This window comes from Candidatus Methanoperedens nitratireducens (assembly GCF_000685155.1).
GTDB lineage: Archaea > Halobacteriota > Methanosarcinia > Methanosarcinales > Methanoperedenaceae > Methanoperedens > Methanoperedens nitratireducens.
The window spans coordinates 189,816-205,210 of the sequence record NZ_JMIY01000007.1; the positions used below are offsets into that span (position 1 = coordinate 189,816).

Consider the following 15,395-nt stretch of genomic DNA (forward strand, 5'->3'; position numbering starts at 1 on the left):
AACTAAATATAATTATTATGTATTAAATACTTCGGTCAAATGGGGTTTTTCAAAATTCTCTTGAGTCTTTTCAACTGATCTGATTTAGCAAATTCAATTAGATCAAAAAACTACATATCTAAAGATATAAAGATATTAAATTACATATAATATCGATAAAACTGCTTCAAGTTGGCGTTTGTCACAGAAATTATTTATAGAATGAGTTCTTAGGAAACAACAGTCCTATAGGTATCGCATGTTTGTGATATGGTTTATTAGGTGAGGTATGAGGATAATAGAGATACGGTTTTCAGAGGAAATATATGAGAATTAAGGGATTTATTACAGGGATTGCTTTTGTATTGTTGATGGTATTGAGCACGATATACTTAACAATGGCAGCGGCGCAAGATATAACTATAACAGTAATTTCGCCAGCCAATAATTCTGCTATAAATGGAACTTTTGAATTTTCAGCAACAGTAATCGACACACTTGATGATATAACAAAGGTTGAATTTTTTTATAAAAATGAATCTATACCTTGGATGAATTTTTTAACTAATACTACTGTTTTATCTCCAGGAACTTATAATTATAGTACTGCCCTTGATACAACAATTTTAGCAAATGGCACATACCAACTTAATGTAACCGTTACTGATGATAATTCCACCAACAACACGAAGAGTGATACCTCAACTTTCTTTGTTGTCGCAAATGCGCCTCCTACAGCGGCACAAGAATCATTCAATTTTAGCATTACGGCAGATGCTGATAGTAAAACTACTAAACCAAACATAAATGCTACGTACACATTAACGATAAATCATACAGGGGATAATGAAACAGATATTATAGAGTTAGAAGTAACTAATGAAAATGCTGCTGCGATTGCGAGTTTAAGTGAAACTTCAATTACTTTAAGTAAAGGTGTGCCAGTAAACGTTTTCTTGAACGTAACCAATGAGTCTGAAGGTTCTTTTAAAGTTACTGTTAATGCAACATCAGCAGGCAATCCTGCTATAGCTAAAAGTATTAGTACAACTACCAATGTAGTATCTCCTTTTAATGTTAGTTTAACTGTTGTTCCTCCATCAACTAAAATAGTACCCCCAGGGGTAAATGGTACTTACACGTTGACATTAACAAATATTGGAGAACAAACCGATTCATATAATCTCACGATTGAAAATAATCCAATTCAAGCAGTTTTGAGTCAATCTAATATAACTAACTTGGCTAATGGAAGCTCGATAGATATATCTTTAAATGTAAGTAGCCCTACTGATGGAACGTTCATTGTTAACGTCACAGCTACATCTATAAATAATCCGAACAAAACCGCAAGCGTGCTCACGACAACGGAAGTCAAAACAATCCATGATCTTGTGTTAGATGTAACTCCAGCACATAGGCAAGTATCTTTAAAAGAAAATGCGACTTTTACAATTGAAATTACCAACACAGGAAACGTGAACGACAATTTTACTATAACGACCAATGATACTAGAGCAATTTTAAGTAAGGAAAACACTGGTAGCCTCCAGCCAAGCGAAAAAGGGACTCTAAGCATGAACTTCTCTAGCAGCACTTCTGGAAACTTTACAATAAGAATAAACGCTACTTCTCAAGAAAATTCTAGCATATTTAAAACTCAAGACGTCACGATATTCGTCCCACCCAAATTCTTCTTCAAAGGCAACCGCATCTGGGACGGCGGCAGGCCGGATGAGTTCTCTACCACCTATACATGGAATCCTATGAGCTTCTCCGGGTTCTATTATGATTTCAGGGATAATGTCGGCAGCGAGGAGATTACGATAACGCTGGGTAATCACAATGATAGAAACATTGACAGGGATGATCTTACCTACACCACAAAGCCAGAAGAAGTGAGCTTCGGCTACTCCAATTTCGGCAAGTACGAGGTCATAGGCTTCATGGCAGAGAAGTATTTTGCAGGCTATACAGGCAACACCACTGTAGCCAACACAAGGCCGAGAACAAATTTTGATGGAATAAGCGTGCTCTCCCAGGGACAGCTTCACAAGGTGCTTATAGATGACGATACCCAGCGCACCGTATCTGTAGGAAGCACTCTTACCCTGAAGGAGGGCTATGTCCTTAAGGCAAAGGACATTGACATGGGTGCAAGGACGATGCTTATATCCCTGCTAAAGGACGGGGACGAGGTGGATTCAACCCCGCTTTCAGCAGGTGAGACCTATGTATATACAAAGAGGGTGGGAAGTGTATCAGACCTTCCTTTAATAATCGCAAGATTCGATAATGTATTCTCAGGTCAGGAAATTCAGGCTGCATTCCTGAAGGGGATGTTCCAGATATCCGAGAGCGCTACCACAGTTAAGAATGGGAACAGGTTCGGCAGGATGGAGGTCACAAGCGTAGATAAGGATAAAATAGAGATGAAGAATAAAGATACAATAAGCCTGAGTGAGGGGAGAACTGAGGATGTGATGGGCGATATAAAAATAGTTGTGGCAGGTAACAGCAGTGTTGTTCGCTTTGCCCTTTCTGTTGAAAAAACAGGGAAATTCGAGGTCAGAAGTACTGTCTATAGAGAAGATGACACTGTTGATATATGGACTCCTTACAACTTCGGAATGAACATAGGCAAGACAAGCATAGGGTTTTACTATGACCTTGACGATGGTATAGGCAGTGAGAGCCTGAAACTCGATGAGCCATTAACTAGCAGGACAATAAAGGACGGAAAACTCATCTACACCACAAAGCCGGAAGAAGTGAGCTTTGGCTACTCCAATTTCGGCAAATATCAGGTTATAGGCTTTATGGCAGAGAAATACTTTGCAGGCTATACAGGCAACACCGATATAGCCGATACAAGGCCAAGAACAAATTTTGCTGGAAAAAGCGTGCTCTCCCAGGGACAGCTTCACAAGGTGCTTATAGATGACGATACCCAGCGCACTATATCTGTGGGAGGCACTCTTACCCTGAAGGAGGGCTATGTCCTGAAGGCAAAGGACATAGATATGGGTGCAAGGACAATGCTCATATCACTTCTAAAAGATGGGGGCGAGGTGGATTCAACCCCGCTTTCAGCAGGTGAGACCTATGTATATACAAAGAGGGTGGGAAGTGTATCAGACCTTCCTTTAATAATGGTGCGGTTTGAGAGCGTATTCTCAGGTCAGGAAATTCAGGCCGCATTCCTGAGGGGGATGTTCCAGATATCCGAGAGCGCCACCACGATCAAAGGCGGGGATAAATTCGACAGAATGGAGGTCAGCAATGTAAATGAGAATGAGATAGAGATGAGCAATTATGGAAGTATAAGCCTGGATAAGGGCAGAACTGAGAACCTGATGGGTAACATTAAACTGAAGGTAGCAGATAGCGATACATTGAGGTTCTATTTTGCCGTGGACGTATCCCCTGAGATGGTGGCAAATCAGCTTATAATAGATGCTCCTGCTAAAGCTACGGCCGGGGATGCCATTAAGATAAAGGTTACAGCCGGGGGGAATGTGGTCGAGGGCGCATCTATATCTATCGATCCGGTGATCGGACAGATCGCTGATAAGACCGACAGTGACGGGGTGCTTAACTATACCCTTCCAAGAACAATGAAAGGTACCTACAATATAACAGCAGACATGCTTGGCTACCTGAAGACAAGTAAGAGCATAGAGGTTCTGGAATATATTGAGCTCAGGCTGAGCATAGATGCCCCTGCAAAGGCAGACCAGTTCGAAACAATAACCATACGGGTCATGCACAACGGCACACCTGTCAGTGGTGCGACCGTGGCATATGATAATGTGACCATTGGCACAACTGATAGCGAAGGCACCCTGAACTACAAGCTAGAGACAAGCGGAACACATACTATATCTGCATCAAAGGATGGTTATATCACAGTCTCCAGAGATATCGAAGTCAGGATGCCGTTCTCTGAGTATAAGGCCCTTGATATCAACGTCACACCAGATGTTGTTTTCACTAATCAGGAAGTCGTAATAAGATCAAATATCACAAACACAGGTACTAAAGCTGATACACTTCCTGTGGACCTTATCATTAACAACACTGTTGTGGATACCATGTCTGTTACTCTTGCTCCGGGTGATATAAAGGAGATCAACTTTACACGAAAAGCAAAGAGATTAATCTCATCAGAAGAGGATACTCTGCCGGGAAATTATACGATCGAGATCCTGGGGCAGAAAGGACTGGTAGAGGTTAAGGAAGAACCCACAAACTACCTCCTGATCGGTATAATAGCAACAGGCCTGGGAGTAATTATAATCTATATATTGACTGCAAAAAATATGATAGACCTTGAAACAATAAGAAGCAACATGAACATGGAAACAATAAGACGAAAATTAAATCTTGATGCGGTTAAAGAATTGCTGGTCAGATCTGGAAAGAAAGGAGCCTGATCATGACCCTGTCCTGTGCCGCCCTGGCGACATCCTCTGGGTCGGGATGACCCCCGGGATCAAGCCTCACCTTGAAGTATCTGCCATACTGGGGAACCTTTTGCAGATACTTCATTAATTCTTTTTCCACGCTCTCATAGTCCTCAATAACATCCCCTTCAGCCTCCAGGCTTCGGCCGCGCAGGCGCACAATGACATGAGCACCTCCCCGCAGGTTCCTCCACCAGGTGCGGCTGCGCAGGCTTACGATGTAAAGGACATCGCCGTCAGGCACATAATTGACTGGAGTGGTGTATGATTTGCCGCTCTTGCGCCCTGTAAAGGTTATGAGCAGCGTACTTTTACTGGCCAGCATGTGGAGAGGTGAGCGCAGGAGCAAAATCATGAAAGGGTTGAAAATATTGGTCAGTATCATTGGATATCACTGGATCATGAATTAATCCACGGGTATAAGTCCCTAATGATTACATTATTTATTTATTATCCTATTACTTATTGTCATTATTAACCATGATAAATTTTAAGTACTATGACCGCTATTTACTATAAGTAGGAGGAACTTTATGAGCGAGATCGTAAATGTTGTTTCCCGTGACACCGGGAAGCTAGACAGAAAAAAAGTTAGAGCATCGCCATATGAATTCACAATAGCCACAAGGGCAAAATGGGAGATGGTAATCGCAAACGAGGATATTACCATAGGTGCGGGGAAACTTGAGCGCATAAAGGTAAAGGAGATCAAGGTACAGAAGGATATGCTTGCGATGCCCTGCGCTTTTAGCCATCATGCACTGGTATCGGTAATAAAGGTGGGGGCTAAGGAAGGTCCGGCACCTGTGGAGATCGATCGTGTCATAGATACGGCTTATATACTGGGGCAGGAATCTGGCGAGATCAAAAAAGGGGATCTTCTCTCTGTACTGAACCTGTATCCCATAATGTTCACACGTGAAGCTACTAAACCTTTACAGGTCGGGTGAGGATAATGGAAACTTGCAAAATATGCAAGGGCGATCAGGACTCAAAACACTATGAAGACCATAACATATGCACCGAATGCGCCGATCTAATGGAAGACCTGATGAGTGAATACTTCCTTAGAACACTGAGATACGAGGGCTCCAGTACAAAAGCAGGTTATCTGAGATATCTTGAGAACAGAAAGCAGTTCATCAGTGATTATCAGCGGATAAGAAAACACAGCAAGCGCCATATCAAATCCATGGAAGAGCGTGTGTTTGAGGAGATGCGAAAAGGTGCTGAAGGTGGAAAACAGAGGTATCTTGAGAGACTTCTTCAGACGATCAACTGGCTTGAGCGCTATCCTTCGTTCTATAACTACTATTTCAAGAGATACTGTGTCTGTCCCAATTGCGGTACATCTATATTCGATCATTATGATAAACAGGATGTAGGCGACTGGCTCATGATAACATGCGGTAGATGTGATACTGTTATCAAAAAGTATTTCTCACCAAAGTTTGTGAGCTAGTCCCTCTTTTTACTTTTATTTATCTATTATAATTAGAAAAAGATATGAGTTTATTGTATAGTTGCTTTTAGAATCTTGTCCCCCTTTCTGATCTTTGCAACGACATCCTGACCTTCGATCACCTGTCCGAATACTGCATAGTTCTTATCCAGGAACTTTGCATCTTCAATACAGATATAGAACTGAGAGCTTGCACTATTCGGGTCCTGCGAGCGCGCCATTCCTACTGCGCCTTTCCTGTGGGTGAGTGATGGAGCTATCTCAAGAGGGATTGTCTTTCCTGAGCCTCCTGTACCATCTCCTTTTGGATCGCCGCCCTGAATCACAAATCCTGGCTCAACCCTGTGGAAGGTCAGGCCGTTATAGAACCCATTCTGGGTCAGGTCTATGAAGTTCTTTGTAGTAATTGGCGCTTCTTTTTCGTAAAGTTCGAATTTTATTGTTCCTTTTACAGTTTCCAAGATTGTAGTTCTGTTTGGCATAGGTATCACTTTTAACTGGAAGTTTCTTATAATTATTGGTCATGTAAAACAGGCAAAGTTAGAATTAAAAATTCTCATCTATTTTTTCTGGCATGATTTATGCTCACATTTCATCTTGTTTGATATCTAACAAATCGATAGCTTCTTTTGGATTTATTATCTTAATATTCCCATATTCTTTCAAATCAAGTAGATGTTTATCGCCTGAAACTATATACGAAGCACAGCATGCGACCGCACATTCCAGTATTTTATTATCATCGGAATCTGATTTTATAACATCCAGTTTAATTCCAGGATTTATAATTTCGGAGAATGACAAAATAGCTTCAATAGCTGTATCTATTCTTTCATCCGAAAAGCCGAATTTTTCTCTTGAAATTACACCTTCCAGTTCGCTGAGTATTTCTTTTGAGATATAGAGAGAGTAATTTTCCCCGGCAGCATCCAGTAGTAGGGCAGGATTGCTTTTGGCTGAGATTAAAGCTGAAACTAACACGTTAGTATCAAGAACTAATTTTATCATTCAGACTTCTCACGCTCTATAAGCTTTGATCTCTTCTTCTACATCTTTCTCAGTAAGACCTCTGGCTTCTGCTTCCTTGCGAACAGGCATCAATATCTCCCTTAAACTCTTCTCAAGCATTTCAGGTTTGATCTTCTTTAAAAGGATGTTTTCTCCCTTGCTGAAAATCAATAACTTATCCTGCTCCTTCAATCCAAGTGCTTTCAGTATCTTCTTGGGAATTACTATCTGGCCCTTTGAGGATATAGTTACCATATCAATTGTTGTGCTCATGGTAAGTCTTGTCTTGTTTGTAAGACATAAACTTTTCGTTGAAACTATCTTAGCTACATTCCCAAATGGTCGTTCTTCAGGTGTGAAAATGATTCTATATTTACCTATATTGCCAACTACTGGAAAGGGCGGGGTGGTTCATCTCGCCACCAGCACTGTGCATCTGGCTTTCCTGACCACTGCTTCTGCCACGCTTCCAAGCTCAGGATTAATCTCAGATTCACCCTTTCCGCCCATAACAATGGTATGCACCTTATACTTCCCGGCAGCATCCAGAATTGCGCGTGCGATCGTATCTGCGCGCACACCTATCTTTGGCATACGCTGCATACTTACTCCAACCAGGATCTTCTGCACATCAACACCCATCCTGGCTCCAGTCTCTACAACGCGGCTCAATACTTCTTCACCCTTAGCTACGAGTTCCTCACGCTCTGAGTCTTTGTGGGCAACGGCAACGTAGATGGCTGCCATGTGGATGTTATAAGATCTTGTGATTTTCATAGCCGCGATTTCTGCCTTCCTTGCGTAATCAGAACCATCCGTAGCTGCCAATATCTCATATCGTGTCATGTTTTTGCCTCTGTTTTTCTTATTTTTTGCTCAAGCTTATCAATAGCTACCATCAGGCCAAATATAACAGCCTGCGGCCTGGGCGGACATCCAGGAATATACACATCCACAGGGATGAACCTATCAACACCGCCACCGCTTGCATAAGTATCCCCGAATATCCCCCCACAGCAGGCGCACGATCCCATTGCAGCCACAAGTTTAGGTGAGGGCGTGGCATTATATGTTTTAAGAAGAGCAAGCTCCATGTTCCGCGTCACAGGGCCTGTGACCAATAACATATCTGCATGGCGTGGAGACGCCACAATGTGAAGGCCAAAGCGCTCAATATCATATATCGGGTTTGAGAGTGAGGTCACTTCAACCTCACAGGCGTTGCATGAACCCGCATCCACCTCACGTATGTGCAGTGAGCGCCCGAAGATGTTCTTTATCCTGTAATTTAGGCGCTGCCCCATGATCTCGATCTCATCCTCTACTTTCATAACTTCCTCCGTATTATAGTAAGTAGATCATCCTTTGTCTTTGATGCAATCTCATACTCCCGTGTGAGTTTGATTGCACCGTAAGGGCAGACATCTTCGCATCTGCCGCAGAATATGCACCCGCAGTACGATAATGTGAGAATTTTCTCGCCAATCTCCTCGGTCAGCCATATCACACCCGGCGGGCAGGCGTTCATACATTTGCCGCAGTACGTGCACATATCACTGAGGATCTCTGGTTTTCCGCGAAATCCCTCTGGAGCAATGTCGGGCTTTGCAGGATACCCTGTAGTTACTGTGCCTGTTTGGAGTCTTAGTTTCAGGATCTCAAGCATTTTCCCACCTACATATCATTACCTGAGTATGATAAGCTCAGGCTCTTGTTGATTATCGGAAAATCAGGGACTATATTATCAAGGACTGCATATTCTATAGCAAGCCAGTTGCAAAAGGATGGATCCCGTACCTTGCATCTCTCTATCCTGTTTCCCTGCGTTATCACCCAGTAAATGGTCTCTCCTCTTGGTGCTTCTGTGTAGCCAAGTGCACAGCCATCCGCGATCTCTTTGACCTCGGTTTTAATATCACCGTCCGGAAGCGACCGGAAAGCCTGCTCGATAATGCCTATGGATTCATGTACCTCATCTGCCCTTAACTTTGTCCTTGCATACACATCCCCGCTCTTATGTACCGGTACTTTGAAGTTGAGTTCAGGATAGGCTGCATAGGGATGGTCGCGCCTTGTATCCCTGTCCATACCTGAGGCACGTCCTGCAGGTCCAACAACATGCAGTTCCTTTGCAATATCGTTATATATGCGTCCAGTTGTTTCAATTCTATCAACGACGGACGGCATATCCATGAGAAGTTCCACAAGCTTCCTGAAATCCTGCTGGAGCGATGAGAGCTTAAGCAAAACATTGCCCTTTTTATCGCCGATATCCCGCCGCACACCTCCTGTAGTGATCATTCCCCGCAGCAGCCTGCTTCCTGTAATGAACTCATTTAGCTGTAATACGTCCTCCTTAAGCCTGCTGGCATGAGCTGCGCCGAAGGCAAAAGCAACATCAGTTGCTATACCGGCAATATCACCCAGATGGTTATACAGCCGCTCAAGTTCAAGCAGGATAGTCCTTATATATTTTGCGCGGGACGGGATTGCGATGCCTGCTATCTTTTCAACGGCCTGGCAGAAAGCCACTGCATGTGCTACCGAGCTGTCGCCTGAGATTCTCTCTGCAAGAAATACTGCTTTATCGATTGGTATGTTCTCAAACAGTTTCTCTATACCCTTATGGGTATAGAAATGTCTTATCTCAAGATTGAGGATAGGTTCACCCGCCACACTGAACCTGAAGTGCCCTGGTTCTATGACCCCTGCATGCACAGGTCCGACAGGAATCTCAAAAACACCTTCACCCTCCACCCTGCGGTAGATATATTCGCCTTGTATGCGCTCTGGTTTTGTCTTAATATTAAAATCCTTCCTGAGTGGATATAAACCTGCTGGCCAGTCCTCAAACAATACAAGGCGTCTTGGGTCTGGATGCCCCTGCGGAACCAAACCGAACATATCCTGTATCTCACGCTCATACCAGTTGGCAGCCGGTACCCTGTGGGTAAGGGACTTATACCGGGGTACCCTTTCTTCAATATTTACTTTTATTATTATGAAGGCATCTTCCTCATCAACTGAAAAAACATAGTGTACCTTAAAGCACCCGTCCTTTTCTCTCTCATCTGTAGCGAACATCAAAATTAAAGGAAATTTGAGATGGTGGTATAAGTAATCACATATCTTTACATTCGCATCTTTTTTTACTGTGAGGTAGGTCTCATTCTGAGAAAACGTTTCTTCTATAATAAGCTCTGTGAATTCTTTCCTTATAGCATCCACATATCCATTTCTCATTGTATCACCTCACAACATTAACGACTTTCATAAGCATTTCATAAAAATACGGAGGTATGTAAACACCGAGTACGAACATGAACACGATCAATACCGCCATTGCACCCAGCATCCACCTGCTCACTTCCCCGGTCTTTATCTCAGGTTTTGGTACCCCGAGCACCATCCTGCTGATATGATAGAAAAAGCCTGCAAATATTATTATTATAAATAGGAGGAACAGGACTGAAGAGACTATATATCCCCGCGAGAAACCTGCTGCAAGTATGGTGAATTCGCTTATGAATATGCTAAAAGGCGGTGAGCCTGTTATGGCAAGCCCCCCTATGATCAGCATTGGACCTGTAAAAGGCATTGATTTTAGGGTCCCGGATACCTTATCTATCTCTTTGGTCTTGTGCTTTAACAGCACATTTCCCGCACCAAAGAACATGAATGACTTTGTCATTGCATGGTTGAACATGTGAAGTATTGCACCAAACACACCGAAGATGCCGCCAAAACCTATCCCGAGTGCAACTATGCCCATATGCTCTACACTGCTGTATGCCAGGAGCCGTTTATAATCCTCCTGCAGAAGTATAAATGGCACCGCTATGCCAATAGATAAAAGCCCGAATACGATAAGAAGGTTGCTTGAGAACTCCGTGCCTGTTGATCTTGAGGCTATTGTATTAAAGCGTATGATGCCGTACATGGCGCAGTTAAGAAGAACGCCTGAGAGTAGCGCGCTTACAGGCGTGGGAGCCTCGCTGTGGGCATCGGGAAGCCATGTATGCATGGGGGCAAGCCCGGCTTTGGTGCCGTAGCCTATGAGAATAAAAATGAATGCAAGCCTCATTATAGCAGGATCGAACTGGTCTGCAACAGCAAGAAGGGATGTCCAGTTAAGCGCTTCTCCGGTCTCTCCTAAAATATTTACTGAGGCATAGTAGGTGAGTATAGTACCAAAGAGTGCAAACGTAATACCTACTGTACATATTATCATGTATTTCCATGCCGCCTCAATAGAGGATTTCCTGGAATAAAGGATCATAAGAAGAGCTGAGACAAGGGTTGTCATCTCTATTGCAATCCAGAGACCCAGGTTGTTCGTCACCCCTACAAGAAGCATGGTGAACATGAAAACGTGAAAAAGGGCATAGTATATTCTCAATTTTCTAAGATCAATGATTCTGTGCTCTAATTCATGTCCCATGTAACCGGTCGAGTATATCGAGGCTACAAAACCCACTATGGAAACGATCAGGACAATGAATGCGCTGAAGGCATCAGCAAATAATGCATTTTGCCATGAAATGATAATATCATACCTGTACACCTGCACCACCAGTATCAAGCCAAGGAGAAGTGTGATTATCGAGCCTGTTAAGCTTACAACCTCAACCTGTTTTCGCGTTTTTGTGAAAAGGCATAATATGCCTGTAATAACCGGAGCAAGAAGTAGATACTCGATCATGTTAATCAACCTATCAATGTTTTGAGCATATCTGTATCAATACACTCGAAGGTCTTATTTATCCTGAATATCAGTATGCCCATGATAAGAACACCTATCAGGACATCAAAGAATATTCCAAGCTCAACCAGTAATGGCATTCCATGCGTCAGTGATATGGCGCCAAGGAAAAGCCCGTTTTCCATTATCAGGATGCCAAGCATCTGCATTATAGCTTTTTTCCGTGAGATCATAATGAAAAGTCCGATTGATACCAGCGACATGGATGCTGAGAGGGCAAAACTTGAGAGCTCTGTCCTGATGTTTATCGAGCGTATAAGGTAATACGAAATAACAATAAGCACGCCTCCGATTATAAGTGAGGGTGATATATTGACATAGAGATCGATTTCCCTTTTAACTTTGATCTCACGGATTATATAAATAAAAATATACGGGATTACCGCTGCTTTTATAACCAGTGTAAGAAGGGCGATAATATAGATCTCATATCTTCCTGTCGAGTACGCTACTATACCTGCCACGCTTGCCAGTAAAAATGACTGGATCCCAAAGGCTCTCACGCATGAATAAAGCCGTGTCGAGCCCAGGATCATAAAGGTCGAAACCAGTATCAATGCGATTATCAACTGCATAATTTTAGAACCGAAAACAAGTTCTGACATATCCTATCCTCCTTTTACAATAATAAACGAAACAAGCGCAAGGAACGAGAGCATCAGAGAGATCGAAAGCAAATTGGGTAATCTGAACAATCTCCATTTTGCGGTCGAAGTCTCAAGCATCGCCATACATGCCCCCAGAAACACGATCTTGATGAGATAAACTATAAGAGATATGACTATCCCAATACCAAAGCCCGATGATATGCCCCAGGGGAAGAAAATGTTGGCAAGCAGTGAGAAAACCAGCAGTTGTTTTATCATTACTCCAAGTTCGATTATGGCCAGTTGCTTCCCGGAGTACTCAAGTATCATGGCCTCATGGATCATTGTCAGTTCAAGATGCGTGGCAGGGTTATCTACAGGTATTCTTCCAGTCTCTGCGATTGCAATAATAAACAGGGCTACAAATGCAAGCAGATGATACGGCGAGACTGCATCAATACCAGCCATTGAAATGGTCTGTGAAATATAGCTTAGATTTGTTGAACCCACATTGAGCGCTATCGCGAATACAGAAAGCATTAAAGCAGGCTCAACCATGGATGCGATGAACATCTCCCTGCTTGCACCCATTCCACCAAAGGAACTCCCAGTATCCAGCGACGCAAGAGCAGTAAAAAACCGCGCCAGGGCAAAGAGGTAAACAACAGCGATCAGGTCTCCTGCAAAATCAAAAGGCATATCTGAAATATAGATCGGAATAAGAAGACCTGCTGTCAGTATGGCGGCAAACGAGATCGCTGGCGCAGCATGGAATACCCATGAGACATTCTCAGATACCACCGATTCCTTACGCAGAAGTTTTGCAATATCGTAATAAGGCTGGAAGATGCTCGGGCCTTTGCGTATCTGGAAGAACGCCTTTATCTTTTTGATTATACCGCTTAAAAGAGGTGCAAGCGCAAGGATGATAAGTACCTGGAGAAGTACAATGCCAGCCTGTATGAGCATTTAGCCGCCTCCTGATATCACGAAAGCGAAAAGAATTATCAGCGTTATAAAGATATAGGCAAGGTATGCATGGATGCTGCCTGTCTGTATAACCCTCAATATCCTTGATACTGAAACCACAAGTCCTGCAACAGGCTCATACATATATTTCTCGAAGATTGGCTCGACCTGTGCATCGAAAGTTAGTCTCTCCTTGAAGTAAGGCGAGCCTGCATAGGTAATCTGTATCTCCCTGTGAGGGCGGTAGATATTGCCAAGCCACATGCGTATCGGCTTTGAGAAAGCGGTAGCTGTATATTCGTTCCGTGCTGTTGTGACTGGCTGTCCACATCCCCATGTATCATATGTTTTCGTTGGTGTCCTTCCACCGACTGCAAGTGCCAGAATGAACGGGAGGGATAAGAATATGAACAGCATCAGGAACAGCCACATCGTAGAGATGCTCTCTGATCTGAGGCTGAACACAGCAAGAGATAGATCAAATGTGACTTTTGATATTGTTGTGCCCACAAGAGGTGCTGCAATTGAATTAAGAACTGGCACAAAGTAGAAAGGTAATACGCCAAGGATAATACAGAGAAGCGAAAGTGTACCCATACCGAAAAGCATGCTTTTTGGCCCCTCTTTTGCGTGCTCTACCGCCTTACTGCGCGGGAGGGCAAGGAAGCTTATCCCGAACGCTTTGACAAAACACGCGGCTGCAAGAGCGCTTGTAAGGGCAAGGGCTGCGCCGCTGGATAATACTGCTATCTTTATGATGTTATCTGAGAGATTAATGCTCAGCAGTTGTGCCTGGAAGGTGAGCCACTCGCTCACAAAGCCGTTAAGAGGTGGAAGCGCAGAGATGGATATTGAACCAACCAGGAAAAACAGACCTGTCCAGGGCATCTTTTTAAGCAGACCGCCCATATCTTCCATGTTCCTTGTATGGGTTGAGTATATCAGTGAACCAGCCCCCATGAAAAGTAAGGATTTGAACACAGCATGGTTTACTGTATGGTATAATCCTGCGATCAATCCGAATGCAGCAAGCTCAGTATACCCTGAAGATACGAATATCATTGATACACTGATGCCGATAAGGATGATCCCGATGTTTTCGACGCTGTGGTACGCAAGGAGGCGCTTTATGTCGTGTTCCATGAGAGCATACATCACCCCGAGAAGTGCGGATGCTGATGCCAGGATCAATACTAATACACCCCACCACAGCACACCCGCGCCAAGGAAATCAAAGAAGACTCGGATCAGCATATAAATCGCAGTCTTAATCATAACCCCGGACATGAGCGCGGATACATTGCTTGGCGCTGCAGGATGCGCATAAGGGAGCCAGATATGAAGAGGCACTATACCTGCCTTTGCCCCAAAACCTATCAAAGCGAACAGGAAAACGAGGTCTTTGAGCATCTGCGGCATCGCCGCGCCTGTAGAGCTGAAGGTTTCGAAATCGAAACTGCCGCTTCCGCTTGCCAGGATCAGGAATGAGAGGATTATAAATCCGGTTCCGATATGGGTCATCACGATATAGATAAAGCCCGCCTTCCTGACCTCTGGTTTCTCATGTTCATATACCACAAGAAAATAAGAGATCACAGACATCAATTCCCAGACTATCAGGAACATGACAGCATTATTAGCTGTAACTACGAGAATCATTGAGAGAATGAATATGTTATACAGGAAACCAAGATAGCCGATATTCTTTTTTCCGAAATACTCTTTTGCATACCCGATTGAGTAGATCGAGACTGCAAAGACGGCAATCGATATCAAAAGAATGAAGAATGCAGATAGCCTGTCCACAAAAAAGCCGAAATTCAAAAACGATGAGCTCGATAGAGTGAAGGTAAAGGTTTCACCAAAAACTACGGACAATGAAAGAATAATCCCAAAAACTGATGCTATTGATGCGCTTATGAAAGCGGCACAGGCGCAGAGATGATCCTTTTTATTCAGTATGATTGATGATGCAGCGCCAATCAGATAAGAGATGATAAGTCCAATAAGTAAGTAAGTATATTCCATAAACACCACCAGAAGCAATCAATTCTATCGCCCTACGGTTTTAACCGCAAACACGAATGACATTTTTAGTACCTGCTTTTTAATTTTTAATTTATGAGCAACAGAGCCTCCCATTACCTACGTGTTTGTATTTA

15 protein-coding genes are annotated in these 15,395 nt (G+C 43.3%); 3 read left to right on the plus strand and 12 right to left on the minus strand.

All coding sequences use genetic code 11. The features are described 5' to 3' along the window. The first annotated feature begins 305 nt into the window (after positions 1–305). Entirely contained in the window at positions 306–4,415 is a 4,110-nt protein-coding gene (locus tag ANME2D_RS17065) for an S-layer protein domain-containing protein (RefSeq protein ID WP_052368924.1), read from the plus strand. Here ANME2D_RS17065 and ANME2D_RS12945 read toward each other — a convergent pair. Continuing rightward, positions 4,390–4,830, minus strand: a complete 441-nt coding sequence (locus tag ANME2D_RS12945) for a nitroreductase family deazaflavin-dependent oxidoreductase (protein WP_048092495.1) — start codon at positions 4,828–4,830, stop codon at positions 4,390–4,392. The genes ANME2D_RS17065 and ANME2D_RS12945 overlap by 26 nt on opposite strands. Positions 4,831–4,978: 148 nt before the next feature. On the opposite strand from ANME2D_RS12945, the gene ANME2D_RS12950 reads away from it, so the two are divergent. Together ANME2D_RS12950 and ANME2D_RS12955 are read left to right on the plus strand one after the other, a co-directional pair. Continuing rightward, a complete protein-coding gene (locus ANME2D_RS12950) occupies positions 4,979–5,395 on the plus strand; it encodes a DUF22 domain-containing protein (protein WP_048092497.1) in 417 nt (138 codons plus the stop codon). A gap of 5 nt (positions 5,396–5,400) precedes the next feature. After that, the gene (locus ANME2D_RS12955; protein ID WP_048092499.1) at positions 5,401–5,907 is read left to right on the plus strand and encodes a hypothetical protein; all 507 of its coding nucleotides are present in this window, start codon (positions 5,401–5,403) and stop codon (positions 5,905–5,907) included. A gap of 50 nt (positions 5,908–5,957) precedes the next feature. Here ANME2D_RS12955 and ANME2D_RS12960 read toward each other — a convergent pair whose 3' ends face one another. The 11 genes from ANME2D_RS12960 to hyfB form a co-directional block, all read right to left on the minus strand. Further along, positions 5,958–6,389, minus strand: coding sequence for a peptidylprolyl isomerase (locus ANME2D_RS12960; protein ID WP_048092504.1), 432 nt, complete (start codon positions 6,387–6,389; stop codon positions 5,958–5,960). A 103-nt stretch (positions 6,390–6,492) separates the two neighbouring features. After that, positions 6,493–6,915, minus strand: a complete 423-nt coding sequence (locus ANME2D_RS12965) for a putative toxin-antitoxin system toxin component, PIN family (protein WP_052368925.1) — start codon at positions 6,913–6,915, stop codon at positions 6,493–6,495. A gap of 9 nt (positions 6,916–6,924) precedes the next feature. Then, the gene (locus tag ANME2D_RS12970) at positions 6,925–7,188 is read right to left on the minus strand and encodes an AbrB/MazE/SpoVT family DNA-binding domain-containing protein (RefSeq protein ID WP_052368926.1); all 264 of its coding nucleotides are present in this window, start codon (positions 7,186–7,188) and stop codon (positions 6,925–6,927) included. 138 nt (positions 7,189–7,326) lie between these two features. After that, on the minus strand, positions 7,327–7,761 hold the full coding sequence (locus ANME2D_RS12975) for a universal stress protein (protein ID WP_048092506.1): 435 nt from the start codon (positions 7,759–7,761) through the stop codon (positions 7,327–7,329). Next, positions 7,758–8,246 (minus strand): NADH-quinone oxidoreductase subunit B family protein, encoded by a 489-nt coding sequence (locus ANME2D_RS18480; protein ID WP_048092508.1) that lies wholly within the window; start codon positions 8,244–8,246, stop codon positions 7,758–7,760. The genes ANME2D_RS12975 and ANME2D_RS18480 overlap by 4 nt, the downstream gene beginning before the upstream one ends. Further along, positions 8,243–8,581, minus strand: coding sequence for a 4Fe-4S dicluster domain-containing protein (locus tag ANME2D_RS18485; RefSeq protein WP_198527432.1), 339 nt, complete (start codon positions 8,579–8,581; stop codon positions 8,243–8,245). Before ANME2D_RS18485 ends, ANME2D_RS18480 begins: the two co-directional genes overlap by 4 nt. 8 nt (positions 8,582–8,589) lie before the next feature. After that, positions 8,590–10,158 (minus strand): hydrogenase large subunit, encoded by a 1,569-nt coding sequence (locus tag ANME2D_RS12990; protein ID WP_048092510.1) that lies wholly within the window; start codon positions 10,156–10,158, stop codon positions 8,590–8,592. A 4-nt stretch (positions 10,159–10,162) separates the two neighbouring features. Then, positions 10,163–11,617, minus strand: coding sequence for a hydrogenase 4 subunit F (locus ANME2D_RS12995; protein WP_048092512.1), 1,455 nt, complete (start codon positions 11,615–11,617; stop codon positions 10,163–10,165). A gap of 5 nt (positions 11,618–11,622) precedes the next feature. Next, positions 11,623–12,282 (minus strand): hypothetical protein, encoded by a 660-nt coding sequence (locus tag ANME2D_RS13000; RefSeq protein ID WP_048092514.1) that lies wholly within the window; start codon positions 12,280–12,282, stop codon positions 11,623–11,625. A 3-nt stretch (positions 12,283–12,285) separates the two neighbouring features. Continuing rightward, positions 12,286–13,233 (minus strand): respiratory chain complex I subunit 1 family protein, encoded by a 948-nt coding sequence (locus tag ANME2D_RS13005; RefSeq protein ID WP_048092516.1) that lies wholly within the window; start codon positions 13,231–13,233, stop codon positions 12,286–12,288. Further along, positions 13,234–15,261: a hydrogenase 4 subunit B gene (gene hyfB, locus ANME2D_RS13010; protein ID WP_081810283.1), complete on the minus strand. Its 2,028-nt coding sequence runs from the start codon at positions 15,259–15,261 to the stop codon at positions 13,234–13,236. It abuts the gene before it with no gap. Between the last annotated feature and the right edge of the window lie 134 nt (positions 15,262–15,395).